Genomic DNA, 26,581 nt, shown 5'->3' with positions numbered 1-26,581 from the left:
AAGTCTCCTCAAAACTTGGCTATTGGATATGAAGCTCTAGCGCACTTTTCGGCAGACGAGAACATCTTTTCCCATGCTTCTATGGAATAAAGATATTCGGAATTGTTTTGGGCCTCAAAGTGCATGAAACGAAAAATCCGGTGCGCAATTCGGGTAGTTTTTGTTCGTGACGGACCATTGGCAAAGCCTTCTGCCCGTACCAAGGATGAAGGGGCGCACGAAACGCCCCCAGACACCGAAGGAAATTTCCCGATCCCGCGAATAGATGACCCTGGCGGACCGAACGCCGCCAGAGCCGGATCATCGCTGATTTTAGTTGCGGGCCTTGTCGACCAGCTTGTTCTTTTCGATCCACGGCATCATGGCGCGCAGCTTGCCGCCGACTTCCTCGATCTGATGGGCATCGTTGAGACGACGGATGCCCTTGAAGCGCGCACCGCCGGCCTTCCATTCCTGCATCCAGTCCGAGGTGAACTTGCCGGTCTGGATATCCTTGAGAACGCGCTTCATCTCAGCCTTGGTTTCCGCGGTGATGATGCGCGGGCCGGTGACATATTCGCCCCATTCGGCAGTGTTGGAGATCGAATAGTTCATGTTGGCGATGCCGCCTTCGTAGATCAGGTCCACGATCAGCTTCATTTCGTGCAGGCACTCGAAATACGCCATTTCCGGCGCATAGCCAGCTTCGACCAGAACTTCAAAGCCGGTACGGATCAGTTCGACAACGCCACCGCAAAGAACAGCCTGCTCGCCGAAGAGATCGGTTTCGCACTCTTCCTTGAAGGTGGTTTCGATGACGCCCGAACGACCGCCGCCAACGCCCGAAGCGTAGGAGAGCGCCAGGTCATGGGCGTTGCCCGAGGCATCCTGATGAATGGCGATAAGGCAAGGAACGCCGCCGCCGCGCTGATATTCGCCGCGAACCGTGTGGCCTGGGCCTTTCGGGGCGATCATGACGACGTCAACAGACTTCTTCGGCTCGATGAGGCCGAAATGCACATTGAGACCGTGCGCGAACGCAATGGCCGCACCGTCACGCAGATTGTCGTGAATGTGTTCCTTGTAGATGTCGGCCTGCAACTCGTCAGGCGTCGCCATCATCATCAGGTCGGCCCACTTGGCGGCATCGGCAACATTCATCACTTCGAAACCGTCAGCCTGGGCCTTCTTTGCGGTCGCAGAACCTTCACGAAGGGCCACACGCACGTTGGCGGCACCGGAATCCTTGAGGTTCAGCGCATGGGCGCGGCCCTGGCTGCCATAACCGACGATAACCACCTTCTTCGACTTGATCAGGTTAACGTCTGCATCCCGATCGTAGTAAACGCGCATTTCCTTATTCCCTTCGTTGAGATTGTTCTTCGGCTTTCTTGCGTCCGCCGATGTGTTAGGCCCCGTAAAGGGCGAAAAACTGCTTGGTGGCTCGCCGGGCATCCCGGATAACCACGTCATCAGTCAGCTCCAGATGGTCGCCAAGCAGCAACCGTATTTGCATGTCCCGGACGACGAGCCCGAAAAATGTGCGGAACGCCTCGTCGACATCATCAAAGGCAAGCAATCCCGCCTCCTGCCCCATATGAAGAATGGGCTTGAGACGCCTGGCCATAGCCACCGGACCATTGGCCAGGACGATATCGCCCATGGCCGATTTGCCGGAGGCTGCATGGCTGACCGCCAGCCGGTTCAGGGCAATTGAGGTCTTCCCCGACAGGACCAGCAACCAGTCGCGCGCGAAATGCTCCAGGCTTGAGAAAAGGGATTCCGCATCGAGCTTCTCGCGGGTCAGCGGCACCACGCGGACCTTCGATGCCTGCCAGCGAACCATCGCCGTCAGCAGACCGTCGCGATCGCCGAACCATTTGTAGAGGCTTTCTTTCGAGCAGTTGGCGGCACGCGCAATGCTTGCCGTCGTCAAAGCGCGATCCCCGCCCTCCACTAGAAGGCGCAACGCCTGCTCCAGAACATCGTTCTGACGCGGCGAAAGAGCTTGCTGCTTTTGAGCCTGCAATTCGTCGCTGGTATCAGTCACGGGTTTTCCCTCCACCTTGTACCGTACGGTACGGTTCCCAATTTATAATTATTGTTTCGTCAGCGGTCAAGCATGTTTTCCAAAATTACGGTTGCCTGATGTCGGAATAATTTGCGTCGACATTAAATACGAAAGAGCGCCTTCCCGACATCGGAAAAGCGCTCTTCGAAACAATCGATTCAGGTGGCTTACAGATTCACCTGCGTTCCGATTTCCACCACACGGCCGGTCGGAATCTGGAAATATTCGGTCGCGTCCGACGCCGTTCGCGCAAGCAGGATGAACAGCTTGTCCTGCCAGAGCGGCAGACCGGAATGGGCCGAAGCCTTGAGCGACCGGCGCGACAGGAAGAACGACGTCGTCATGATATCGAATTTCCAGCCAAGCTTGCGACAAATGCCGAGAGCACGCGGAATATTCGGCTGCTGCATGTAGCCGAAGGTCAGCGTCACCTGCATGAAACGCTCATTATATTGCGAAACACGCGCGCGGTCGGCGCTTGAAACCCATGGCTTCGATGCGGTCACAACCGTCAGTATGACATTGTTCTCGTGCAAGACCTTGTAATGTTTCAGGCTGTGCATGAGCGCCGTCGGAGCGCTTTTGGGGTCGCCCGTCAGGAATACGGCCGTGCCCGGCACGATGGTCGGCGGGCGCTTGGCCATCTGTTCCACGATGAGATCGAGGGGCACCTCAGCCTTGCGGGTCTTGTTGAAGAGGTGCCGCGTCCCACGCACCCATGTCCACATGATAAGGACGAGCACCATGGCGATGCCGATCGAAGCCCAGCCGCCTTCATGAACCTTGATGATGTTCGCGCTGAAGAACATGATATCAATCACGAGAAAGCCCAGAATGATCGGCAGGGCGCGGCTCACGCGCCAATTCCAGATACGGGTCATGACGATATAGAGGAGAACGGTCGTAACCAGCATGTTGCCGGTCACGGCGATGCCATATGCGGCGGCCAGATTGCTGGACTTCTCAAAGCCAAGCACCAGAATAACCACCGCCAGCCCCAGAAGCAGGTTGACGCGCGGAATATAGATCTGACCGTGCAGTTTTTCCGATGTGTGCTGGATTTCCAGACGCGGCAGGATGTTGAGCTGAACGGCCTGACGCGCCACCGAATAGGCGCCGGTAATGACCGCCTGGCTGGCGATAACGGTAGCCGCTGTTGCCAGCAGAACCATCGGCAGCAGCGCGAAGCTTGGCATCATCTGGAAGAATGGCAGCGCAGCAGCCTCCCCATGAGAAAGAATGAACGCAGCCTGCCCGAAATAATTGAGCAGCAGGCAGGGGAACACGATCCACAGCCATGCACGCACAATCGGTTTGCGTCCAAAATGGCCGAGATCGGCATAGAGAGCCTCGGCGCCCGTCATTGCGAGGAACACGGCGCCAACCGTGACGAACGCAACACCGGGACTGACCGTCAGGAAGCGCACCGCATAATAGGGATTGAGCGCCATCATGACCGTCGGGTCGTCGAAAATATGCCACAGACCCGATGCGCCGAGCGCCAGGAACCACAATGCCATGATCGGCCCGAAGACGATGGCAACCTTGCCGGTGCCCAACTTCTGCACCGAGAACAGCGTCACCAGAATGACGACGGTTATGGGAACCACGAATGGCGTAAGATCGGGAGCGACGATCTCCAGACCTTCCATTGCCGAGAGGACCGAGATTGCGGGCGTGATAACCGCATCGCCAAAGAACAGCGCCGCGCCGCAAATGCCCACGCCCAGGATGAGGTCCGGCCGGCCTTTCAGCGCGCCCCTGACAAGCGCCATCAGCGAAAGAATGCCGCCTTCTCCATTATTGTCGGCGCGCAGCACGAACAGGACATATTTCACCGTCACAACCAGCGTGAGCGCCCAGAAGATCAGCGAAACCACACCCAGAATGTCGCTGCGGGCGAGAATGCCGTCGGTCGCCGCCGCATGGAGAGCCTCGCGAAAAGCATAGATCGGGCTGGTGCCGATATCACCATAGACAACCCCCAGCGCGCCCAGCACCAGTGTCTTCATGCTCTCATTATGCTGCTCTGCATCCTCGGCAAAAGCGACGCTCTCAGGAACGCCAACGGCAGGCATAGCCTCCTGTGCCGGCGTGTCATTGCCATTTAGCTCGCCGCTCATATGCAGGCACCTCGCAACTTCCTGAAACGGTTCTGGCTGGACTTATTAGGGACAGAATTGGGAGAATGGATGTATTCGCAATAAGTTGCGAATTGCAGCATTGCCGCGCCCCTGCTCGAAGCAGCTTCAGTCATCGGCATCATGCCGATTGAACACAGCAACCTGTCCGATTGCGACAATGATCAGATTGCCTCGGCGCGGACAGCAAACATCGGAAAACTGCTTCAATGCTCCCTCATGCAATCCCGCGCGCCCCCAACGCGCTTGAATAGTGGCGGACGCCTAAAGCTTGTATCGCTCGAATGCAAATGCACTTTTTGCAAAGCTCCAAACCAAGCCATGCACTAAACGCATTACGCCAAGGCTGCGATGTAGCGGCTCACCGTCACCGGCATTCCATACATCAATGCGTCGGCCGTCAATCCATGTCCGATAGAAACTTCGCTCAACTGCGGGACACGTTTCACCAGCGCGGGCAGATTGTCTACTGTCAGATCATGCCCCGCATTGATGGCAAGCCCCAGCGCGGAAGCGGCCTTCGCAGCCTTCTCCAGACGATCCAGCTCACGCGCGGCGGCAGCCGGATCATCATAGGTCGCTCCATAGGGACCGGTATAAAGCTCCACACGATCCGCGCCGATATCCTTGGCACGATCATAGCCAAGCGGATCGGGATCGGCGAACAATGACACCCGCATCCCACTCGCCTTCAGACGGGCCACGACCGGCGCCAGAAAATCGGCTTTCGACACGAAATCCCAACCGTGATCCGATGTCGACTGGGTCGGATCGTCAGGCACCAAGGTCACCTGTTCGGGCTGATGCTTCTCCACCAGATCGAGAAAGGCCTCGCTCGGAAAACCTTCAATATTGAATTCGGCCTGCGGAAACTCGTCATCGATCAAGGCGCGGATATCACCGAGATCGGAAAACCGGATATGACGCTGATCCGGGCGGGGATGGACGGTCAATCCCGCCGCACCGGCGACAAGGGCGGCACGCCCCAGACCGGTAACGCTTGGCCACGGCAAATCGCGGCGGTTTCGCAGCATCGCAATGGCGTTGAGATTGACCGATAATTTCGCAGGCATTGGCGACTCCCGGATGAATATTCCGCTTTATAACGCCTGCCGCGAAAAAATGTGAGTGTTTTGCCGTCGCACCACCGGCGCAATCCCCAATCGTGAAATCTGCGTGTAACAAACTGGGTTTGCAGGGCTTTTGCCGTTCGTATCAATTTACAGCGCAACCGCAACCTTTGCCCCCGCTTCGGCGTTTAAACAGATCAATGATGGAGGTCTACAATGCGAAATGAGGACATACCCGTCATTCGCCGCATTCCAACAAACCGGGACGATGTTTTCGCTTTTGCCATCGAAGGACATCTCGACGATGCGTCGCTGGAAAATCTCTACGGGCTTCTCGACGCAGCCTATGAAACACATGACGAGATCGATCTCCTGATCCGTCTCACCGGCTATGAAGGGGTCGACTGGACGGCTGTCTTTTCGGAAAGCATGATCTCCATGCGGTCGAAATCGCTCAAGAAGCTCCGCCATTATGCCATTGTCGGCGGCCCGTTGTGGATTCAGGCCAGCATCACCCTCATGCAGCCCTTCCTGTCCATAGAGCTGCGCGCATTCGAGGCAGATGAAGAAGACGAGGCGTGGGAATGGCTCGGTGCAAAACCGGCGGAAGAGTAATCACTTCACGACAGTCAGACGTTCGGCCGCCCGTGTGATTGCCGTATAAAGCCAGCGCTCACGCGTGTCGCGAAAGGCAAAACTCTCATCGAAAAGCACGACATTGTCCCACTGCGAACCCTGCGCCTTATGAACGGTCAGGGCATAGCCATAATCGAAATCGTCGTAACGCTTCTTGGTCTGCCACGGAATTTCACTGTCGGGCTCTTCAAACTGGGCTTTCAAAAGCTTGATCTTTGCAACGCCGCGATCATCGTCCTCGGGCGTTACAAGCAGGTTGATACCGGGCTTTACGGTTTCCTTGGACGATGTCATCACCTTCCATAGCGATCCGTTGAGAAGTCCCTTGGCAGGATCGTTGCGCAGGCACACCAGCTTGTCGCCCGCTTGCGGATAATCCGCCGTAAAGCCCTTCAATTCCCGCAGGCGCTGGTTGTAGCGGCGTCGGGTCCGGTTGGTGCCGACAAGCACCTGATCGGCAGCCAGCACCATTTCCTGATTAACATCACCCTTGCCGATAACCCTCGCAGCGCCGTGGTCGCCATAGGAAAGCTCGCGTCCCTCACGCACATCGAGCGCCATGCGGATGATCGGATTGTCCTGTGCCTGACGATGAATCTCGGTCAGGAGATAATCCGGCTCGTGTTCCGTGAAAAACCCGCCGCCGGAAATCGGCGGCAACTGTCCCGGATCGCCAAGCACCAGGATAGGCGTGCCGAAACTCATCAGGTCCCGCCCCAGCGCTTCATCGACCATGGAACATTCGTCGACAACAATCATCGCCGCTTTCGCGACAGGGCTCTGCCGGTTGAGCGAAAAGGTTGGCGCGATGGAGGTCTTGCCGGTGGTTTCGTCCTCAATCGCTTCTTCACCGCGCGGACGATAGATCAGTGAATGAAGCGTGCGGGCATTGCTGGCGCCTTTTGAGCGCAGCACCTGTGCGGCCTTCCCGGTAAAGGCGGCAAACTGCACATCGCCATCCACATGCTCGGCAAAATAGCGGGCGAGCGTCGTCTTGCCCGTGCCCGCATAGCCGAACAATCTGAAAATGGGGCTGCGGCCGTCTTTGAGCCATTGCCCGACCGCTTTCAGCGCCTGATCCTGTTCCGGTGAAAACTGCATGATCCTTTCAGACAGGATTCGCCGCCTGAAAACAAGATCAAACCGTGATCAAGCATTTTTGCTTATCAAAGTGGCAAATCTGTCGAGATCGACATTGCCGCCACTGACGATCACCCCCACGCGCTTGCCCCGCAGTTTCGACGCCATCTGCCGCGCCCCGGCAAAAGCGAGACAGCCGGTCGGCTCGACAACCATTTTCATGCGGCTTGCGAAAAACTTCATTCCCTGGACCAGTTCATCGTCGCTGACGACCAGTATATCGCGAACGGTTTCGCGGATGATGGCAAAGGTCATGTCACCAAGCGCCTGTGTCTGGGCACCGTCGGCCAGGGTCTTCGGCACATCGATATGGACTATCTTGCCGGACCGGAACGATTGCTGCCCATCATTGCCAGCTGCCGGTTCCACACCATAAACATCGCATCCCGGCGACAAGGCCTGTGCAGCCAAAGCCGAACCGGCAAGCAGGCCGCCGCCGCCGAGACAAACGAACAATGCATCGAGAGGCCCGGTTTCCTCGATCAATTCCTTGGCGGCAGTTCCCTGTCCGGCAATGATATCGGGATGATTGAACGGCGGGATGATGGTCAGCCCGCCCTCCTCCGCCAGCCGGTTTGAAATCGCATCGCGATCTTCTTCATAACGGTTATAGGTCACTACCTTCGCCCCATAGCCGCGCGTCGCATCAAGCTTCGCGCGCGGTGCATCCTCGGGCATGATGATGGTCGCGCCGATACCGAGCAATTTTGCCGCAAGCGCTATTGCCTGCGCGTGATTGCCGGACGAAAACGCCAACACGCCGCGAATCTTCTGCTCATCCGTAAACCGCGACAGGGCATTGAACGCGCCGCGAAACTTGAATGCGCCGATGCGCTGGAAATTCTCGCATTTGAAAAAGAACTGCGCATCGCTTTCGCGATCGATCGTGGAGGATGTAAACACCGGCGTATGGTGCGCATAGCCTTCGATCTGCTTCGCGGCGGAGATCACATCATCATAAGTCGGAAGCTGGTTGCTCATTGGCCCTTCACCCTTATTTCAGCATCGGCCACAGGCTCAGAACAAGCAACAGGGCCATGATAAAATTGAACCATTTCAAGCGGACAGGATCGGAAAGCCAGTTGCGCAGCAATGTGCCAAATCCTGCCCAGACGGAAACGCTCGGCAAATTCACAATCGCAAAGGCAGCGCTGACCAGAAGTACCGCGACATAGTAATTGTCGTGGCTGGCATAGGTGGCGATGCCTGTGATGGCCATAACCCAGGCTTTGGGATTGACCCATTGGAACGCCGCCGCCTGCAAGAAAGTCATGGGCTCAGCTTTATCCCGCTGTTTTGCCTCTCCGATGGAACGCGACATGGCAATCTTCCAGGCGAGATAGAGCATATAGGCGCCGCCCGCGAACTTCAGCGCGGTATAGAATGACGGCACGGTTTCGATCGCGGCGCCAAGACCGAACCCCACCGCCAGCAGCAAGACGAAAAACCCGACGCCGATCCCCAGCATATGCGGAATTGTGCGGCGAAAACCGAAATTCACGCCGGAGGCAAGAAGCATCAGATTGTTTGGTCCCGGCGTAACGGAAGAGACGAAGGCAAAGACGAGAAGCGCCAGAAAAATTTCAACAGACATTGGACGGCCCCATTTTATAGGGACAAATTAGCTCAATAAAAAACCGGCACAATCGAAACATTGTGCCGGTTTCAGTCGATATTGTATCGATTTCGAGCGAAAGACCTACATGCCTTCCGGACCGCGGTTCATGGCGGCAACACCCGTGCGGCAGGTCTCGACCAGACCAAGCGGCTTCATGATCGAGATGAACTGGTCGATCTTCGCGGCCTTTCCGGTGATCTCCAGGATGAAATGATCTGTCGTCGCATCCACCACCTTGGCTTTGAAAGCGTCGGCCAGCCGAAGCGTTTCCGCCCTTGCTTCACCTTTACCGGCGACCTTCACCAGCGCCAGTTCCCGTTCGACAGGACGGTCGTGGCCGTGTTCGGCGGCGCGATGACTAAGATCGACGACACGGTGAACCGGCACGATGCGCGCCAGCTGGTGGCGGATCTGGTCGAGCACGTGCGGCGTGCCGCGCGTCACGATTGTAATGCGCGACAGATGCTTTTCGTGCTCGGTTTCCGAAACCGTCAGGCTTTCAATATTGTAGCCGCGACCGGAGAAAAGGCCGATCACGCGGGCAAGGACACCCGGTTCGTTGTCGACGAGGACGGCGAGCGTGTGCGTTTCCGGCGTTTGCGTTTCGGCAGCGATGAAATAGGCCGATCCGGAAGCTAGGTTCTGTGCATTCATGGTTTCTTTCCTCCGGGATCAGACGAGCGCGCGGCCCTTGGCATCAATGGCATTGGCGACGGCTTCGTCCGTCGCCTCATCGGGCAACAGCATTTCGTTATGCGCCTTGCCCGACGGGATCATGGGGAAGCAGTTGGCGAGATTTGCCACGCGGCAATCAAAGATGACCGGCCTGTCGATATCGATCATTTCCTGAATGGCGGCGTCGAGATCGCCCGGCTTTTCGCAGCGGATACCGTGCGCGCCATAGGCTTCGGCCAGCTTCACGAAATCCGGCATCGCCTCGGTGTAGGAATGCGACAGGCGGTTGCCATGCAGAAGCTGCTGCCATTGGCGCACCATGCCCATATACTGGTTATTCAGGATGAAGATCTTGATCGGCGCATCATGCTGGATGGCCGCCGACATTTCCTGAATGCACATCTGGATCGAGGCATCGCCCGCAATATCGATAACCAGCGCCTCAGGATGCGCGATCTGCACGCCGAGCGCTGCCGGCAGACCATAACCCATGGTGCCGAGGCCGCCGGACGTCAGCCAGCGGTTCGGTTCCTCGAAGCCATAGAACTGCGCGGCCCACATCTGGTGCTGGCCGACTTCGGTGGTGATGTAGGTCTTGCGATCCTTGGTCAGTTCATAAAGCCGCTGAATGGCATATTGCGGCATGATGACGTCCTTGTTCGGCGCATAGGCAAGCGAATTGCGGGCACGCCAGCTATCGATCTGTTCCGACCAGGCACCGATTGCCTGCTTTTCCGGCTTCCTTTCAGCAGCACGGAACTGACGAACGATGTCTTCCAGAACATGCGCGACATCGCCGATGATCGGAATATCGACACGCACATTCTTGTTGATCGAAGACGGGTCGATATCGATATGGATTTTCTTCGAATTCGGAGAAAATGCGTTGAGACGTCCGGTGATACGGTCATCGAAGCGGGCGCCGACGCACAGCATGACATCGCAATCATGCATGGTCATGTTGGCTTCGTAAGTGCCGTGCATACCGAGCATGCCGAGCCAGTTCTTGCCCGATGCCGGATAGGCGCCGAGCCCCATCAGCGTGGACGTGATGGGGAAATTGCCGATCTCGACCAGCTCGCGCAGCAGACGGGAAGCCGCCGGGCCGGAATTGATCACGCCGCCGCCGGAATAGATGACGGGCTTCTTGGCATTGACGAGCAGACGGACGGCATCGGAAATTGCCTGCGCATTGCCGTCGAGAACCGGACGATAGCTGGTGCGCGGCGCGGTTTCCGGCGGCGTATAGATGCCCCTGGCGAACTGGATATCCTTCGGAATGTCGACGACGACGGGACCGGGGCGACCGGTGGATGCGACGTGAAAGGCTTCGTGCAGGATGCGCGCCAGATCGTTGACGTCCTTTACCAGCCAATTGTGCTTGGTGCAGGGGCGCGTGATACCGATCGTATCGCATTCCTGAAACGCATCCGAACCGATCAGCGTCGTTGGAACCTGACCGGAAATGCAAACCAGCGGGATGGAGTCCATCAGGGCGTCCTGCAGCGGCGTGACGGCATTGGTCGCCCCCGGACCGGACGTAACGAGCATGACGCCGACCTTGCCGGTCGAGCGCGCATAGCCTTCCGCGGCATGTCCCGCGCCCTGTTCGTGACGGACCAGAATGTGCTGAACCTTGTCCTGCTGGAAAAGCTCGTCATAGATCGGAAGCACGGCGCCGCCGGGATAGCCGAAGATGCTCTCCACACCCTGATCGATCAAAGCCTGAATGACCATTTCCGCGCCGGTCATTTCGCGTGGATTGCCTGCTTCCTGCGTTTCTGCGGCGTTTGCGTCCGCCTCATGTTTACCTGCAGTCATTGTTCTCTTCCCGTCGTCTGCATTGCATTTCTGATCTGGATAATAAAAAAGGCCCCCGAGGGAGCCTGTCTTTCGCGCATGGGAGCTTTCGCCGGATGGTTACACCATCCTGCCCATGCGCGCCCGTACCACAAGAATAATAATCGTGTTCATGGTGGCGGACACTAATAGCCGGATTTGGCGTCGTCAACGCATAAATACATCGCCTGTGATATTTTCTGAAGGTTCACCGGCCTCAAACGATAACTTTATTTCAACGGAAGATTCCTATCCTGACGCTAAACCTCCTGTTGAAAGTTGGGCGAAGTGGGCAATATGGGCGAAATCGGCGACAATTCCGGGGCGCGGGAACAGGATGCATATGTTCAGCGCAACCGCACGGAAGGCTATGTCATCCAGTGCGATGGCGAAGGCGCCATCGTTTCTGCGCTATCTGGCCCCTCCTCCGCCGCCTCCGACGATTATTGGGCGGTAGGCCAGCTCATCTCCATTCAGACAGGCACCAATCGTGTGGTGGGACTTATCCGCAACGTGCTCGTCCCCGGCGATGTCTGGATACGCGGCGGCGACAACACACTCCATGTCCATGTGGAGTTTCTGGGCGAGGTTCGCGCGCAGCCGAACGGACAAACCACGTTCAATGGCGGCATTTCGCAGTTTCCCCACCCCGGCGCTATCGCTCACCGTATCCGCGCCACCGACCTTGCCGCCATTTATGCGCAAACCGGCCGCAGCAGCGTTTCAATCGGCACGCTGACACAGGATGCAACCGTTCCCGCCTATATTTCGGTCGATGATCTTATTTCACGACATTTCGCCATCGTGGGCACAACAGGCGTCGGCAAATCCAGCGCGGTCATGCTGCTGCTCCGCCGCATCGTTGCCGAAAAGCCTGATCTGCGCATCCTCATCCTCGACCCGCACAATGAATTCGCGAGCGCATTTCCCGATCTGGCCGTGGCGGTCGATCAGACGAATATCGAACTGCCCTTCTGGATGCTGCGGCTCGATGAGTTCGCGGATGTGATTTTCCGCGGACGCGCACCGGACCCGATGGAGCTCGACATATTGCGCGATCTGGTCCAGCTTGCCCGCGAAAAAATGCACGGCAACGAAACGTCAGCCACAAAAACCTTGCGGCGGCAGCTTGCCGACCATCGAAGTGTCAGCGCCGACACGCCGGTTTCCTATCGCCTGGCTGACCTGACAGGCCTTATCGACGAGCGCATGGGGCTTCTCGACAGCAAGGCGGAACGACCCTATCTGCGAAGCCTCAAGGCCCGTCTGGAATCGATCTCTGCCGATCCCCGCTTCCGTTTCATGTTCGCCGTCACCGGCGGTCCTGAAACAATGCGCCAGGCTATTGGCCGCATTTTCCGCATTCCGCAGAACGGCAAGCCGATCTGCACATTCCAGCTTGCAGGATTGCCGTCCGAGGTTGTCAATGCCGTTGCTTCCGTCCTGTGCCGCCTGGCCTTCGATATCGCCCTTTCGAGCGAGGGCAGCCTGCAAACGCTCGTCATCTGCGAGGAAGCCCACCGCTACATTCCCTCCGACCGCGATGCCGGGTTCTGGCCGACAAGGCAGGCAATAGCGCGGATCGCCAAGGAAGGTCGAAAATACGGCTCCTATCTCGGGGTCATAAGCCAGCGCCCCGGCGAGCTTGACCCGACAATACTTTCCCAATGCAATTCCGTCTTCGCGATGCGGCTCGGCAATGAGCGCGACCAGGAAATTATCAAGGGCGCCATTCGCGGCGGCGCACAGAGCATGGCAGGTTTCCTGTCGTCCATCGCCAACCGCGAGGCCATAGCCTTCGGCGAAGCTTTCTCGACACCGATGCGTCTTACATTCGAGACCATTCCGTCCCACCAGCTTCCGGGCCGCGGCAAGAGCGAAAGTGCCCTTTCCGTCTGGCGCAGCAATGACAGGCTATCGCTCGACCGTATCGTTGAAAAATTGCGGGCTTTTGAAAGCAGTTCCCAGACGGAGCCGGTGGACCGGCTTGCAGATGAGAACCATTTGTGGGGCAATCCGGTTTCCACCACCCGCCGCGACCCCGCATCGGTGGATGATATGTCGCCCTCTTCACCAAGGACGCAGCTACCCCCCAGCCTCGACACGCGGCAGAGCATTGAAAAGATGGGGGAACTCGTGCGCAGCTTTCGCAAGGACCGCGAGCGTTAAACTCACGCGCAGACGCGGTTGCGGCCCATGTTCTTCGCGGCATAAAGCATCTTGTCGGCGCGGCGATAGAGGTCCTTCGATGTCTCGCACCGGTCCCATATGGCAAGACCGATACTGACGGTGACGCCAAGCTTTTCATCGCCCAGATCGATTTCGAGCGTCGATATGGCCTTGCGGATGCGATTGGCGAGCTTGATCATCAATTCCGCGTCCATGTTCGGTGCAAGAACTGCGAATTCCTCGCCGCCAAGCCGGGCGACAACGTCATGATATCGCGTATAGTCCTTGAGACACCGCGCCACCTCCTGCAGCACGATGTCGCCAATGTCGTGGCCATAGGTATCGTTCACGGCCTTGAAGTGATCGAGATCGATAATCATCAGCCCGACAGGGCGCTGGATCCGGTCGAACTGGACCAGATATTCCTTCAGCGCTTCATCGAAATAGCGCCGGTTCTGCATGCCGGTCAGGCTATCCGTCAGCGCCGCATGTTCGAGGGTTTGCGACCGTTCGGAAAGATCCTGCGTGATGACCTGCAACTTGCCGCGGTCCAGGGCATCGGTTCGTATTTGCGGATAAATCAGAAACAGCCCGCAGGCGATGGTCGCTATCAGCACCCATATCGTGACATGGTTCAACTGGCCAAGGGTCGAAACCAGTTCAGACGCGCTTTCATCAAGCGCCAGTATCTGCAATTGCCTGATCTCGACATGAGCCCGGTAGAGCAACAGCCCGATACCGAACATCAGAACAATCAGAATAAAAAATGCCCGCTCCGATTTATGAAATCGCATAGCCCGCGCCCGCCTCTCCAGTTCCAGAGAGTGCCAGCGACTTATTTCAGTGTCGTTAATTGAGCGAAGGCATCGTCAGAATTTGCGTGCACGCACCAACTATCATCCAGCTGGTTTCGAAACCATGTCGACTGGCGCTTTGCATATTGCCGGGTGGCGATGACCGAACGCTCTATGGCGTCTTCCCGCGATATCGAGCCTTGCAGAAATGCCGTGATCTCACGCACGCCGATAGCCTTCATCGCAGGCAATGCGGGATCGAGATCGAGCGCCAGCAATGCCCTGACCTCATCGATCGCACCATTGTCCCACATCAGGGAAAATCGCGTCGCAATTCGCTCGGAAAGCCATGTCCGGTCAGGCAGCAGCACGATCTTGCGGGCGCTGCCGTCATCCACCAGCGCCTGCCCCTTTGTCTGCTGCCAGTCAAGAAGTGACTTTCCGGTGGCTTCGAGCACTTCCAGCGCGCGAACAATACGTTGGCTATCCGAAGGCTGAAGGGTCGCGGCCATGGCCGGGTCGCGTTCGCTGAGAACCCGGTGAAGAAGCTCCGGCCCCTCCGCTTCCATCCGCCCTCGCCAATAGGCGCGAACATCGGCTGGCATCTCCGGCATTTGCGACAGCCCACCGAGCAGCGCTCTGAAATAAAGCCCCGTGCCGCCGACAAAGATCGGAGTACGACCCCTCGTGGCAGGCTGCGATAACAGGTCAGCCACATCATCCAGCCATCGCCCTGTCGAATAGGATATCGACGGGGCGACCTGTCCATAGAGATGATGTTCGGCAGCGGCCATATCCGCCTTGCCCGGTCGGGCGGTCAGAAGATCAAGCACGTCGTAAACCTGCATGGAATCGGTGTTTACGATGAAGCCGCCGGTCTCATGCGCCATGCGAATGGCAAGTGCCGACTTGCCGCTGGCCGTCGGGCCAGCTATCAGGATTGCATTCGTGACCGCATCCTCACTCATCGCCGGAATTGCTCTCCATGTCCCAACAGGTTTCTCTCGTCGCCACTTTGATCGCCAATCCGGCCAAGGCCTCGCTCACATCAGCGCTTGGGATTAAAGCCTCGGCGGCGGTGAATGCAACCGGGCTTTATTGGCTGGCCGACGACATTGCCTGCGACATCGCGCTTCCATTGGGGATCAGCAGTGAAGAAGCCGAGGCCCTGCTGCGCCATTCGCTTGATGGCGCGCCGGTCGATGTGGTGGTGCAGGAACAGGAGCGCCGACGCAAGAAAATTCTGATCGCCGACATGGATTCCACGATGATCCAGCAGGAATGCATCGACGAACTGGCCGAAGAAGCGGGCCTGCGCGAGCATGTGGCGGCAATCACCGCACGCGCCATGAATGGCGAAATCGCCTTCGAGCCCGCTTTGCGCGAGCGTGTGGCCCTGCTGAAAGGCCTGCCGCTGAATGTAATCGACAAGGTCATTTCAACCCGCATCACACTGATGCCCGGCGGACCGGAACTCGTGCGCACCATGCGCAAGCATGGCGCTTACACGGCGCTCGTATCCGGTGGCTTTACCTCATTCACCCGGCGTATCGCCGAAATGATCGGCTTCAACGAAGATCGCGCAAACAGATTGATCGATGACGGCGTGCACTTGACCGGCCTCGTCACCGAACCCATCCTCGGTCGGGAAGCCAAGGTCGAGAAGCTTGTGGAAATCGCCGACCGTCTCGGTCTGGCGCCGGAGGATGCAATTGCGGTGGGCGACGGCGCAAACGATCTCGGCATGATCCAGCTTGCGGGCACCGGCGTAGCGCTCCACGCCAAACCGGCCGTGGCGGCGCAGGCCCGGATGCGGATCGACCATGGCGACCTCACCGCCCTCCTCTATATTCAGGGCTACCGAAAAACGGATTTCGTCCAATGATTATTCTCGAAACGCCACGCCTCATCATCCGCAACTGGGAGGATCGCGACCGCGATCTGTTCCATCGCATCAATTCCGATGACGAGGTCATGCGTTTCTTTCCCTTTCGCAGGGACCGTGCGCAATCGGATGAATTGTTCGACCGCCTCCGTAAGATGATTACTGAAACCGGCCTTGGCTTCTATGCACTGGAAGAAAAGGAAAGCGGTCAGTGCTTAGGCTTTGCAGGGCTCGCCCGCACCGACCTCGAACCGCACTTCCCGGACGGCACTGTTGAAATCGGCTGGCGGCTGGCAACCCCTTTCTGGGGCAAGGGCTATGTTACCGAAGCCGGCAAAGCGCTGATCGAATATGCTTTCGGCACGCTTGGACTTACGGAAGTCGTTTCCTTTGCCGTCCATGATAGTGATCGATCTACAGCCGTCATGCAGCGCATCGGCATGAGCCGCGATCCGGGAAGCGATTTCGATCATCCCGGCGTGCCGGGTGAAACGCCGCATTTGAAACGCCATGTCGTCTATCGCATTCAGGCAGCCTGACCGGCGACCCAGCCGGAAGACCAGGCCCATTGGAAGTTATAGCCGCCCAGCCAGCCGGTGACATCGACAACCTCACCGATGAAAAACAGGCCCGGAACGGATTTGGCTTCCATGGTCTTGGAGTCGAGATCGCGCGTATCCACCCCGCCGAGCGTAACCTCCGCCGTGCGGTAGCCTTCCGAACCGGCAGGCTTGATGCGCCAGTCATTTATCGCGGCCTCGACACAGCGAAACATCTTGTCGGACATATCCGCCAGATGACCCGTCGCGCCCATATCCTCAGCTATGGTCTGCGCAAGTTTCCGCGGAAGATAAAGCGCCAGCGCCGTCTGCAATGCCTGTTTGCCATTCTGTTTGCGCTGCGCGCGCAGCGCTTCGAAAATATCCGTTTCCGGCAGCATCGCGATGCGGATTTCATCGCCTTCCCGCCAGTAGGAGGATATCTGCAAGATTGAAGGGCCGCTGATACCGCGATGGGTAAAAAGCATCGCCTCGGCAAATTTGGTCTTGCCACAGGAAACAACAGCATCCACCGCCACACCGGCCAGCGGCTTCAGCCGTTCCAGCGTATGCGGCTCGAACGTCAGCGGCACCAGTGCCGGCCGTGTTTCGACGACCCGCAATCCGAACTGTGTCGCGATATCATAGCCGAAACCCGTCGCCCCCATCTTCGGGATTGACTTTCCGCCGCAAGCCACGACCAGCGATCGACAGCGTACAGGCCCATCCGACAGTTGCAGGGAAAAGCCATGCGCAGATTTCTCAACCGAATGGACGCTACAACCAAGCTTCAGTCGCGCACCGTGGCGCTTCATCTCACCCAGCAGCATTTCAATGATCTGTGACGCCGAACCGTCACAGAAAAGCTGACCCAGTGTCTTTTCGTAGTGGGCAATCCGATGGCGCTCAACGAGCGCGATGAAATCACGCTGCGTATAACGGCTCAAAGCCGAGATGCAGAAATGCGGATTCTGCGAGAGATAGTTCTTCGGGCTTGCATGGAGATTGGTGAAATTGCAGCGGCCGCCGCCCGATATGCGGATTTTCTCACCGGCGGCTTTTGCGTGGTCCACCACCAGCACGGAACGTCCGCGTTTGGCTGCTTCGATGGCACACATCATGCCTGCCGCGCCAGCGCCTATGACCATAATATCGACTGTTTCCAACGCACCCTACTCCGAATGGCGCCGGTCCATAGCATACCGAAGGCAAATGAAACAGAAGGCTTTGCCATTTCGAACGGCAAATGAAAGATCACCGGAATCTCTTTATGCACTTCCGGCGCCAAGGGATTCAAACCGCAAAACAAAACGGCATTGCAGATTTCCCTGCAATGCCGTTTCTGCGATAAGCTCAATTCAGGATCAGTTGATCCGGACGGTCACAAAACGCAGCTCTCCCGAACGGGAAGCCAGCATCAGAAGCGCGTTCTTGCGTCCTTCGCGTCGCAGCGCATCGATGCGCTTTTTCACATCGTCCGGCGTCTTAACCGTCACCTGTCCGATATCGACAATGACATCGCCGGTTTCGATGCGTTTCTCGCCCGCAGCGGAGCCGGGAGAAACATAAAGGATCGCGACACCCTCCACATCCTCGGCAATACCGAACTCGCCACGAACATCGTCATTCAGTTCGCTGAGTTTCATTCCAAGCATGCTTGGGGCTGCGTCGCTTTTCTGTTCCTTTTTCGAGGTATCGGGTGTTTCCACGCCTTCGTCGCCGCCCTCGGCCTCGGGAAGCGGAGCCTGGTCTTCCGTCGCGGCCTCGGTGCTCTTGTCATCCTCGACCAGACGTCCGAGCTTGACCTTCACCGTCTTTTCCTCGCCCTGGCGAACGACAACGATCTCGACCTCCTTGCCGACCGGCGTTTCCGCAACCAGTCGCGGAAGATCGCGCGCGGTATCCACCGGCTTGCCTTCATACCGGATCACAACATCCCCGGCTTCGATAGCCTTGTTGTCGACGCCGGAATTTTCAATCAAACCGGCAATCAGCGCACCCTTGGCTTCCTTCAATCCAAGACTCTGGGCAATATCTTCGGTGACAGGCTGGATGCGAACACCAAGCCAGCCGCGACGAACCTCGCCAAACTCCTTGAGCTGGTCGATAACCCCCACGGCCATTTCCGCCGGGATGGCAAAACCGATACCGATGGAGCCGCCCGACGGCGAGATGATCGCCGTGTTGATGCCGATCACCTTGCCGTCCATGTCGAACAGCGGACCACCCGAATTGCCCCGGTTTATGGCCGCATCGGTCTGGATGAAATCATCATAGGGACCGGAATTGATGTCGCGCTTTCGGGCCGAGATAATGCCGGCGGTTACGGTTCCGCCAAGGCCGAACGGATTGCCGATCGCAAGGACCCAGTCGCCGATACGCGCCTTTTCCGAATTGCCGAACTGAACGGCCTTCAGCTTATGCTTGGATGGGTCCACTTTAAGGATCGCCAGATCGGTCTTGATGTCTTTCCCGACCAGCTCCGCCTTCAGCTTGGAACCATCGTTGAAATTGACCTCGATTTCATCCGCATCGGCAATGACGTGATTGTTCGTGACGATGAATCCTTTTTCGGCGTCGATCACGAAGCCGGAACCCAGTGACTGGACCTTGCGCGATTCGTCGCCCTGCGCACCGTCCTTGTCGCCGAAGAAATCCTTGAAATATTCCTGAAATGGAGACCCCTCGGGAACCTGCGGCATGGGAACAGCGCCATCATCCTCGCCATCATCCTTGACGGTCTGCGATGTCGAAATGTTCACGACCGCATCCAGCAGCCCCTCGGCCAGATCGGCGACGGAAGCCGGTCCCTGAGCAGCTATTGCCGGCGGCGTCCCTGCCGAAAGAGTGCCAGCGACGGTCATCGCCCCCAATGCCACGGTTGCGAAAAGGGTGCGAGCAAAGCCCGCCTTTGGTGCAATTGCCATGAAGCCCTGCTCCGTTCCTGTCTGCTTGCAGTCGTTTGATTAGCGATAACTCGCCGCAAAATACGGCCTGTTTGCGGCCCCGCATAGATTACAGACAATAAATAGCGGAAGAAAAGCGGCTTATCCCCTGACAAGCCAGACAATGCCGACGCCGATTGCAAGCGCTGCAATTCCGGCAATGCGCAACGTGGTCTCCGGCGTTTCGCTCGCCTCGCGAGCAAGCTTGCGCGCCAAAGAAGGAAAGCCGCCGTAGAGCAGCCCTTCGAGAACGAAGAGAAGACCTACGGCGGCTAGAAAATCGCTCATGAGCGTTCAACCCGTATTACTGGGCAGGCGTTGCCAGCTTGCCACCGGCATCCCGGAAGAACTTGAAGAACTCCGAGTCCGGCGAGAGAACCAGCGTCGTATCCGGCGTCTGGAGCGCATCCCGATAAGCGGACATCGACCGGTAGAAGGCGAAGAAGCCGGGATCCTTGCTTGCAGAGCGCGCGAAGATTTCACTGCGCTGGGCATCGCCCTCACCGCGAAGGATTTCCGATTCCTTGCGCGCTTCGGCAAGCGTTTCCACGACCTGACGATCGGCAACCGCGCGAATGCGCTGGGCGGCTTCACGGCCGCGGGCACGCAGGCGCTCGGCTTCGGCCAGACGTTCCGCCTTCATGCGGTCATAGGTCTGCTGCGAAACTTCTGCCGTCAGGTCGGTCCGGCGAATGCGCACATCGGCGATGGTCAGGCCAAGCGAGGTGGCATCGGGACGCAGCTGGTCACGCACTTCGCGCATCATGTCGCCGCGTTCTTCCGAAAGGGCCGCCTCGAAGCCGCGCTGACCGTAAACGCTGCGCAACGCAGCATCCAGACGCGTGCGCAGACGCTGTTCGGCAAGCAGCGTGCTGCCCGAAACGGTTTCACGGAACTTGCGCGCATCGGTGATGCGGTAGACGAGGAACGCATCGACATCATAGAACTTGCCGCCCGAAACCTGAACGCGGATATCGTCCAGATCGAAGCGCAGCAGCCGATCGTCGATCAACTGCACCGTATCGGCATCGAGAAAGCCGAAAGGCAGCTTGAAATAGATGCCTGGCTCCGTCTTCACATCGACGATCTGGCCGAAGCGCAGAACGATGGCCTGCTGGCGCTCGGATACGATGAATGTCGCGGAGTAGATCAGGAAAGCGATGACGGCAAGGATGCCGCCAATGATTGGAAGCTTGTTCTGAGCCATTACTGATTACCTCCGCTCGGGGTCGTCGTCGTCGCATTCACACCGGAAACTGCACCCGGACGCGGCTGCTGGCGCATCAGTTCATTCAGCGGCAGATAAGGCACGACATCCTTTCCAGGTTCGACGATAACTTTCTTGGTGCCCTTCAGCACTTCTTCCATGGTTTCGAGGAACAGACGGTTGCGCGTCACTTCCGGCGCCTTCTGGTATTCACCGAGAACCGAGCTGAAACGCTGCGCCTCACCTTCCGCATCCTGAACGACACGGTTCTTGTAAGCGGCGGCCTCTTCGCGAAGCTGTGCCGCCTCACCGCGCGCCTGACCGAGCTTCTGGTTCGAATACTGGTTCGATTCTTCCACGAAACGGTCTTCATCCTGCTCGGCGCGCTGCACTTCATCGAAGGCGTCGGCCACTTCACGCGGCGGAGAAGCATCCTCGATGGAAACCGCATTGATCTGGATGCCGGCCTTGTAATTATCGAGCGTCTGCTGAACGATGTCGCGAACGCTCGCAGCGATTGCCGAACGGTTATCGCGGAAAACGTCCTGGGCCGGGCGGCGGCCGACGATCTCGCGGATTGCGCTTTCGGAAACCTGCTGGACCATCGCGTCCGGGCTGTCGACGTTGAAAAGATAGGCCCGCGGATCGGAAACGCGATAGAGAACCGAGAACTGCACGTTGACGATGTTCTGGTCGCCCGTCAGCATGAGGCCCTGCGTCGCGGTGCGGGAACCCTGCCCGCCAATATTGATCTGCTTCTCGACGATCTGTGCCTTTTCATAGGTTTCGATCGGCCACCAATGGAAATGCAGACCCGGCTCGGACACCTCGTCTTTCGGCTTGCCAAAACGCAGTTCGACGGCCAGTTCGTCCGGCTGCACGGTGTAGACCGACTGGTAAAGCCAGAAACCCAGAACAGCCGCGCCGATCAGGAAGAAAATGCCGCGATTGCTGCCGCCCTTGCCGCCGCCACCGGGGAAGACCTGCTTCAGGCGATCCTGTCCTTTACGCAGAATATCCTCAAGATCAGGTGGTGTATTCTGGCCGCCGCCACGCGGGCCCTTCGGACCTTGTCCCCAGGGGCCGCCATTGTTGTTGTTATTGTTGTTATCGCCGCCACCGCCCCATGGGCCGCCGCCACCATTCTGATTACTCCAGGGCATCCTCACCTCTCGTCCAGGCGACGGGAAAGCGAGCTGCCCATTCCCGTCATCAACTAATGTTTCCGTTTTATAGGTATCGGGAGGTCCGCTTTCAACGCGAAGACGACAAAATTCGTGAACTATGCTTTACACAGCACGTTTTTCGTACACGAAATAGCGCGTTGGATGGCTGTCCTTCTCTCCAGCCGGAATATCCTCCTGCCAAACCGTGCTCCATATCTGCGGATCGATTGCGGGAAAATGCGTATCTCCATCGATGCTGGCGAGAACACGCGTCAGATGAACCCTGTCCGCGAGCGGCAATGCCTGCGCATAAATATTCCCGCCGCCTATGATGCAAACCTCGCCGACACCCATATCGCCCGCCAGTTCGTGTCCGAGCGCAATTCCCTCCTCAAGCGAGGCAACGATGTTCGCGCCTTCAGCCCGAAATCCGCTATCCCTTGTCACGACAATATTGGGCCGCCCCGGCAGGGGCCGGCCGATGGAGTCCCAGGTCCGTCGCCCCATGACAACCGGCTTGCCAAGCGTCAGCGCCTTGAAGCGCTTGAGATCGGTCGAAAGTCGCCACGGCATATCATTATCGCGCCCGATGACCCCGTTTTCGGCGGCAGCGACAATGATCGAAACTATCGGCTTGTTTACGGACATGACGCGCCTCAGACCGCAATCGGCGCTTTGATGGTCGGATCGGCCTCATAGCCCTCAAGCTGAAAATCCTCAAAACGGAAGGCAAAAAGGTCCTTCACGTCCGGGTTGATCCACATCGTCGGCAGTTTCTTCGGCGTGCGGGTGAGTTGCAGGCGCGCCTGATCGAAATGATTGGCGTAAATATGCGCATCACCCAGCGTATGAATAAACTCGCCCGGCTTCAGCCCGACGACCTGCGCGATCATCATCGTCAGCAACGCATAGGAAGCGATGTTGAAGGGCACGCCCAGAAAAATATCCGCCGAGCGCTGGTAGAGCTGGCAGGACAGTTTTCCATCGGCAACATAAAACTGGAAAAGACAATGACATGGCGGCAGGGCCATTTCATCGACCAGCGCCGGGTTCCAGGCCGAAACGATCAGGCGCCGCGAATTGGGGTTTCCATGCAGCATCTTGAGAAGATTGGCGATCTGATCGATATGGCGACCGTCCGGCGCAGGCCATGAGCGCCATTGATAACCGTAAACCGGCCCGAGATCGCCATTCTCGTCTGCCCATTCATCCCAGATCGAGACACCATTCTCCTTCAGATAAGCGATATTCGTGTCGCCCTTCAAGAACCAGAGCAGTTCATGGATGATCGAGCGCAGATGCAGCTTCTTGGTCGTCAGAACCGGAAAACCTTCTTCCAGATTGAAGCGCATCTGATAGCCGAAAACCGACCGCGTGCCCGTGCCTGTGCGGTCGCCGCGGTCGACGCCATTATCGAGCACATGCTGGAGAAGATCGAGATAGGTGCGCATGGGGGATGATCCGGTGCCGATTCGTTTGAAACCACTATAAAGAAAACCCCGGTGCGAGACACCGGGGCTTCGGATTGACGCGATCGCGCACGGATCAAAGGCTGCCGAGTTTTCCGAGCTGCTTGGCAACCAGATAATAGAAGGTGACGCGGTGCTTGTTGCGGTCGCCCTTCATGACTTCGGCAACATGGGCAACCACTTCATCGCCCTTGGCTTCGTCGTCGATGCCGAGCTTCTTGGCAACCCAATTGGTGCGCACGCGCTTCAACTCTTCCGGGTCCGTTGCCGAAACGAGCGAGGAATCGCGATTGCGCAGCGCAATACCCAGATGCTTGACGATCTTGTCGACGACAGCTTCATCGGCAGCGGCATCGTAGCGACGGACATCCGCGAGATATTCACTCATATATCCACTCTCCTTCGATTGGGGTGTCAGTACCCCGTTTCAGCCCACGGAATCCGGCGACATCAGAAATTATCTGCCGACCCCGATATGTTGCGAGGATTGACCAGCAAAAGCAGGCTGTCAATGAAAAATGAACACAAGAGCGGGTTGCAGGTCCGGTCGCAGGGCGCCATTGGCAAAACCCGTTAAAAACCGCGCCCCCTCTTCCAATCCCGATCAACCGCGCCTATATAAAGCGTGTCGGCGCAAGCCGACTATGGTGATAAACGGACGGTGTAATAAACCCATTGGACCCGGGGGCGGTACCCGGCGCCTCCACCAGAATGCAGCTTGCCGATCAGGCTGTATTGTGGCGGGGGCGAAACAGGATCGACAAGGGTGTAAAGATCGCTCTTTTACTCGGCATGATACCACCGTTATCGGGTCAACAGAGTAGTTGCAAATGACAACAATGCTCAGGGTTATGCTGTCGCTGCCTAATGGCGGTGCCGGAAACCCACTCTAAAGCCCTTGGGGTTAGCACCTTAAGGCGGGGTTCGGAGGCACCTGGCAACAGAAGCCTCCACTTTCCCCTTTTGACGCCCTACGCAGCCGCTGCTTCCGTATCGAGTTCGTTCGCCTTGCGCGAAAGCACAATCTGCGTCAGCACGAAGGCCGTGAGAGCACAGCCGGCGATCCCGCCGATCATCGGCACTGCCGTCCCATCGAAGAACGAGCCGGTCACGCCGATCGCCACACCGCCAATCACGAAATGCAGCGTCCCCATCAGCGCGGAAGCCGTGCCTGCAATCTCGCCGTGATCCTCAAGAGCCAGCACCGCCGTAGTCGGAATGACGAGGCCGAGGAAACCGTAACCCACGAACAGGAAGCCCGCGATCAGCCAGAGCGACTGATGGCCCATGAGCGCGGCCGCGAACATTGCGAGCATTGCCGCCGCAAACCCGGAAACCGCAAATCGCATGACGCGACGAAGCCCGAAGCGGGACCCCAGCCAGCCATTCAACTGTGACACGCTGAAGAACGATACGGCATTGGCCGAGAAGGCAATGGCGTATTGTGTCGGGGTCAGACCGTAATGATCGATGAGGACGAAAGACGAATTGGCGAGATAGACGAAGAACGACGCGATGCCGAAACCGCCGACAAAGACCAGCCCGAGGAAATAGCGGTCCTTCAAAAGGCGGCCATAGCCACGCAAGGCGCTGCCCAGATTGCTTTCAAGACGCGCCTCCGCCGTGCGCGTTTCCTTCTGTGCCGTGGCGACCAGAATGACGCCAATGGCGGCGGCGACCAGAACAGCCCAGAAAACCCCGCGCCATCCAAAGAAGCTGATGATGACCGATCCGGTCAACGGCGCCAGAATCGGCGAAATGGAGAAGACCAGCATCAGAAGCGACATGAGACGCGCTGCCTCGACGCCTGTATGAAGGTCGCGCACCACGGCGCGCGGAATGACCATGCCAGCCGCGGCACCCAACCCCTGCACAAAGCGGAAAAGCACCAGCACATCTATATCGGTTGCAACGGCGGAACCGACGCTGCCGATAGCGAACAACACCAGACCGCCATAGAGCGGCAGTTTACGCCCAACCATGTCGGACAGCGGCCCGCAGAAAAGCTGCGCAACCGCAAGGGCAATGAAAAAGGCCAGAAGACTCATCTGCACGGCACCCGTTTCCGCATGCAGGTCAGCGGCAATGGTGGGCAGGGCTGGCAGATACATATCGATCGCAAATGGGCCAATGGCGGAAAGAAGGCCAAGAACAATGGCATTGCGCACAAGACTGGAAGCCATGGGAGACGCGCTTTCATCAATGTTTCGTGAGATTCCCGCACCGATTCCGGATCTCCGGTTTTGCTTGGGAGGATGGCGCCATCGGGCTCGCAAAATCGGCACAGGACAGATAATTATTTGTATTCGCTACCAGTTTCCGTTTCAGCTTTGGGATATCGACCTGTTTTCCACGATGGCCGACACTTGAAAACTTTGCAGCGAATGGCATTCTGGACTGAACGTCAAAACAGTTTTGACATTGATGTAAAATTAGACACCATTGTCCAAAACGTCAAGCTATCTTATGTTGAATGCATGAAACCTACTGACATGATCGACATGGCCACCCTGCCCGAGAAGCGCGCCCCATCCGAAAAGGGCCTGAGTTCCGCGGCTATCAAGCCCGGACAGTGCATGAAACGGGATTTTATCCTCTGCTCCGCGGCGCGTGTCTTCAATCGCGACGGGTTTCAGGGCGCGAGCATCGACCTCATTGCCAGCGAGGCTGGCGTGTCACGCCAGACGATCTACAATCACTACCGCGACAAGGAGGCGCTGCTTGCCGCCGTCGTGGACGATGCACTGGCGCGCATGAATGCGAGCCTGTTCGCGGTTCTGGCTTCCTTTCCGCAGACGGGAGAGGATCTGGAACAGAACCTTGTGGCCTTTTCCATCCGCATGAGCCGGAACTGCATCTATGATTCGTCGGGGGCCTTTCTGCGCAAGCTCATGCAGGCGAACGACGCCAATCTTCCGCTTGCGGCCAATATTTGCAGCACCAAAGGCCCGGCGCAGGCCATTCCTGCCATCGCTGCGCGTCTGGCGCGGCTTGCCATGGACGGCCATCTTCGTATCGATGACCCGGACCTCGCCGCACGCCATTTCATGGCGCTGATCAACGCCGACACCCACTACCATATGCTGACGGGCCAGGGCGTGGATGACGCGATTATCGAAAAAAGCGCCGCCAACGGGGTGCGGACATTCCTGATGGCTTTCGGAAACCGCTAGTTCAAAAATTGCACATCTTTCGGCGCCAGACACCGCACTGTCGCATTTTCAGGTCATATATCATC

General features: G+C 57.8%; 25 protein-coding genes and 1 other RNA gene. 6 read left to right on the top strand and 20 right to left on the bottom strand.

Going from position 1 to position 26,581, the window contains the following annotated elements; all coding sequences use genetic code 11:
- Positions 1-312: 312 nt before the first annotated feature.
- The 4 genes from ilvC to AVM02_RS03005 form a co-directional block, all read right to left on the bottom strand.
- Positions 313-1,332, bottom strand: coding sequence for a ketol-acid reductoisomerase (ilvC, locus tag AVM02_RS03020; protein WP_411505547.1), 1,020 nt, complete (start codon positions 1,330-1,332; stop codon positions 313-315).
- A 55-nt stretch (positions 1,333-1,387) separates the two neighbouring features.
- The gene (locus AVM02_RS03015) at positions 1,388-2,029 is read right to left on the bottom strand and encodes a TetR/AcrR family transcriptional regulator (protein WP_411505546.1); all 642 of its coding nucleotides are present in this window, start codon (positions 2,027-2,029) and stop codon (positions 1,388-1,390) included.
- Positions 2,030-2,217: 188 nt separating this feature from the next.
- The gene (locus AVM02_RS03010; protein WP_411505545.1) at positions 2,218-4,173 is read right to left on the bottom strand and encodes a potassium transporter Kup; all 1,956 of its coding nucleotides are present in this window, start codon (positions 4,171-4,173) and stop codon (positions 2,218-2,220) included.
- Between the two features lie 353 nt (positions 4,174-4,526).
- Positions 4,527-5,264, bottom strand: coding sequence for a pyridoxine 5'-phosphate synthase (locus tag AVM02_RS03005; RefSeq protein ID WP_411505544.1), 738 nt, complete (start codon positions 5,262-5,264; stop codon positions 4,527-4,529).
- Positions 5,265-5,477: 213 nt separating this feature from the next.
- Between AVM02_RS03005 and AVM02_RS03000 the strand changes: the two genes are divergently transcribed.
- Positions 5,478-5,876 carry an STAS/SEC14 domain-containing protein gene (locus AVM02_RS03000; protein WP_411505543.1) on the top strand — a complete coding sequence of 133 codons (399 nt, stop codon included), beginning with the start codon at positions 5,478-5,480 and terminating at the stop codon, positions 5,874-5,876.
- Here the strand turns inward: AVM02_RS03000 and AVM02_RS02995 are convergent, their stop codons facing one another.
- The 5 genes from AVM02_RS02995 to AVM02_RS02975 all read right to left on the bottom strand — a co-directional run bounded on the left by AVM02_RS02995 (position 5,877) and on the right by AVM02_RS02975 (position 11,151).
- Positions 5,877-6,998, bottom strand: coding sequence for an ATP-dependent RecD-like DNA helicase (locus tag AVM02_RS02995; RefSeq protein ID WP_411505542.1), 1,122 nt, complete (start codon positions 6,996-6,998; stop codon positions 5,877-5,879).
- 48 nt (positions 6,999-7,046) lie between these two features.
- Positions 7,047-8,018, bottom strand: a complete 972-nt coding sequence (locus AVM02_RS02990) for a threo-3-hydroxy-L-aspartate ammonia-lyase (protein WP_411505541.1) — start codon at positions 8,016-8,018, stop codon at positions 7,047-7,049.
- Positions 8,019-8,031: 13 nt separating this feature from the next.
- Positions 8,032-8,631 carry a LysE family translocator gene (locus AVM02_RS02985; protein WP_411505540.1) on the bottom strand — a complete coding sequence of 200 codons (600 nt, stop codon included), beginning with the start codon at positions 8,629-8,631 and terminating at the stop codon, positions 8,032-8,034.
- Between the two features lie 105 nt (positions 8,632-8,736).
- Positions 8,737-9,309 (bottom strand): acetolactate synthase small subunit, encoded by a 573-nt coding sequence (ilvN, locus tag AVM02_RS02980; protein WP_411505539.1) that lies wholly within the window; start codon positions 9,307-9,309, stop codon positions 8,737-8,739.
- A gap of 18 nt (positions 9,310-9,327) precedes the next feature.
- A complete protein-coding gene (locus tag AVM02_RS02975; RefSeq protein WP_411505538.1) occupies positions 9,328-11,151 on the bottom strand; it encodes an acetolactate synthase 3 large subunit in 1,824 nt (607 codons plus the stop codon).
- Between the two features lie 315 nt (positions 11,152-11,466).
- Here AVM02_RS02975 and AVM02_RS02970 point away from each other — a divergent pair, with 315 nt between their 5' ends.
- Positions 11,467-13,338 carry an ATP-binding protein gene (locus tag AVM02_RS02970; protein WP_411505537.1) on the top strand — a complete coding sequence of 624 codons (1,872 nt, stop codon included), beginning with the start codon at positions 11,467-11,469 and terminating at the stop codon, positions 13,336-13,338.
- A 2-nt stretch (positions 13,339-13,340) separates the two neighbouring features.
- Here the strand turns inward: AVM02_RS02970 and AVM02_RS02965 are convergent, their stop codons facing one another.
- A complete protein-coding gene (locus AVM02_RS02965; RefSeq protein WP_411505536.1) occupies positions 13,341-14,132 on the bottom strand; it encodes a GGDEF domain-containing protein in 792 nt (263 codons plus the stop codon).
- A gap of 41 nt (positions 14,133-14,173) precedes the next feature.
- A complete protein-coding gene (gene miaA / locus AVM02_RS02960; protein ID WP_411505535.1) occupies positions 14,174-15,100 on the bottom strand; it encodes a tRNA (adenosine(37)-N6)-dimethylallyltransferase MiaA in 927 nt (308 codons plus the stop codon).
- Positions 15,101-15,117: 17 nt separating this feature from the next.
- Between miaA and serB the strand changes: the two genes are divergently transcribed.
- Together serB and AVM02_RS02950 are read left to right on the top strand one after the other, a co-directional pair.
- The gene (gene serB, locus AVM02_RS02955; RefSeq protein WP_411505534.1) at positions 15,118-16,017 is read left to right on the top strand and encodes a phosphoserine phosphatase SerB; all 900 of its coding nucleotides are present in this window, start codon (positions 15,118-15,120) and stop codon (positions 16,015-16,017) included.
- Positions 16,014-16,556, top strand: a complete 543-nt coding sequence (locus tag AVM02_RS02950; protein WP_411505533.1) for a GNAT family N-acetyltransferase — start codon at positions 16,014-16,016, stop codon at positions 16,554-16,556. Before serB ends, AVM02_RS02950 begins: the two co-directional genes overlap by 4 nt.
- On the opposite strand, the gene AVM02_RS02945 is transcribed toward AVM02_RS02950, so the two are convergent.
- The 8 genes from AVM02_RS02945 to AVM02_RS02910 form a co-directional block, all read right to left on the bottom strand.
- Positions 16,544-17,722 carry an NAD(P)/FAD-dependent oxidoreductase gene (locus AVM02_RS02945; protein ID WP_411505532.1) on the bottom strand — a complete coding sequence of 393 codons (1,179 nt, stop codon included), beginning with the start codon at positions 17,720-17,722 and terminating at the stop codon, positions 16,544-16,546. The genes AVM02_RS02950 and AVM02_RS02945 overlap by 13 nt on opposite strands.
- Before the next feature lie 198 nt (positions 17,723-17,920).
- Positions 17,921-19,483: a Do family serine endopeptidase gene (locus AVM02_RS02940; RefSeq protein WP_411505531.1), complete on the bottom strand. Its 1,563-nt coding sequence runs from the start codon at positions 19,481-19,483 to the stop codon at positions 17,921-17,923.
- 120 nt (positions 19,484-19,603) lie between these two features.
- Entirely contained in the window at positions 19,604-19,789 is a 186-nt protein-coding gene (locus AVM02_RS02935) for a DUF2065 domain-containing protein (protein ID WP_411505530.1), read from the bottom strand.
- Between the two features lie 16 nt (positions 19,790-19,805).
- Positions 19,806-20,708 carry a protease modulator HflC gene (gene hflC, locus AVM02_RS02930; protein WP_411505529.1) on the bottom strand — a complete coding sequence of 301 codons (903 nt, stop codon included), beginning with the start codon at positions 20,706-20,708 and terminating at the stop codon, positions 19,806-19,808.
- Positions 20,708-21,871 (bottom strand): FtsH protease activity modulator HflK, encoded by a 1,164-nt coding sequence (gene hflK / locus AVM02_RS02925; protein ID WP_411505528.1) that lies wholly within the window; start codon positions 21,869-21,871, stop codon positions 20,708-20,710. Before hflK ends, hflC begins: the two co-directional genes overlap by 1 nt.
- 126 nt (positions 21,872-21,997) lie before the next feature.
- Positions 21,998-22,522, bottom strand: a complete 525-nt coding sequence (locus tag AVM02_RS02920) for a dihydrofolate reductase (RefSeq protein WP_411505527.1) — start codon at positions 22,520-22,522, stop codon at positions 21,998-22,000.
- A gap of 8 nt (positions 22,523-22,530) precedes the next feature.
- Positions 22,531-23,325, bottom strand: coding sequence for a thymidylate synthase (locus AVM02_RS02915; protein WP_411505526.1), 795 nt, complete (start codon positions 23,323-23,325; stop codon positions 22,531-22,533).
- Positions 23,326-23,419: 94 nt separating this feature from the next.
- Positions 23,420-23,731 carry a DUF2853 family protein gene (locus AVM02_RS02910; protein WP_411505525.1) on the bottom strand — a complete coding sequence of 104 codons (312 nt, stop codon included), beginning with the start codon at positions 23,729-23,731 and terminating at the stop codon, positions 23,420-23,422.
- Between the two features lie 200 nt (positions 23,732-23,931).
- Between AVM02_RS02910 and ssrA the strand changes: the two genes are divergently transcribed.
- Positions 23,932-24,298: a transfer-messenger RNA gene (ssrA, locus tag AVM02_RS02905) on the top strand.
- Between the two features lie 16 nt (positions 24,299-24,314).
- On the opposite strand, the gene AVM02_RS02900 is transcribed toward ssrA, so the two are convergent.
- On the bottom strand, positions 24,315-25,526 hold the full coding sequence (locus AVM02_RS02900; RefSeq protein ID WP_411505524.1) for a multidrug effflux MFS transporter: 1,212 nt from the start codon (positions 25,524-25,526) through the stop codon (positions 24,315-24,317).
- Positions 25,527-25,820: 294 nt separating this feature from the next.
- Here AVM02_RS02900 and AVM02_RS02895 point away from each other — a divergent pair, with 294 nt between their 5' ends.
- Positions 25,821-26,516, top strand: a complete 696-nt coding sequence (locus tag AVM02_RS02895) for a TetR/AcrR family transcriptional regulator (RefSeq protein ID WP_411505523.1) — start codon at positions 25,821-25,823, stop codon at positions 26,514-26,516.
- Positions 26,517-26,581: the final 65 nt, after the last annotated feature.

It is taken from the genome of Brucella anthropi, assembly GCF_046630315.1.
Taxonomy (GTDB): domain Bacteria; phylum Pseudomonadota; class Alphaproteobacteria; order Rhizobiales; family Rhizobiaceae; genus Brucella; species Brucella anthropi_A.
Note: the sequence above shows the minus strand (reverse complement) of the source record. Positions and strands in the feature narration are given on the sequence as shown.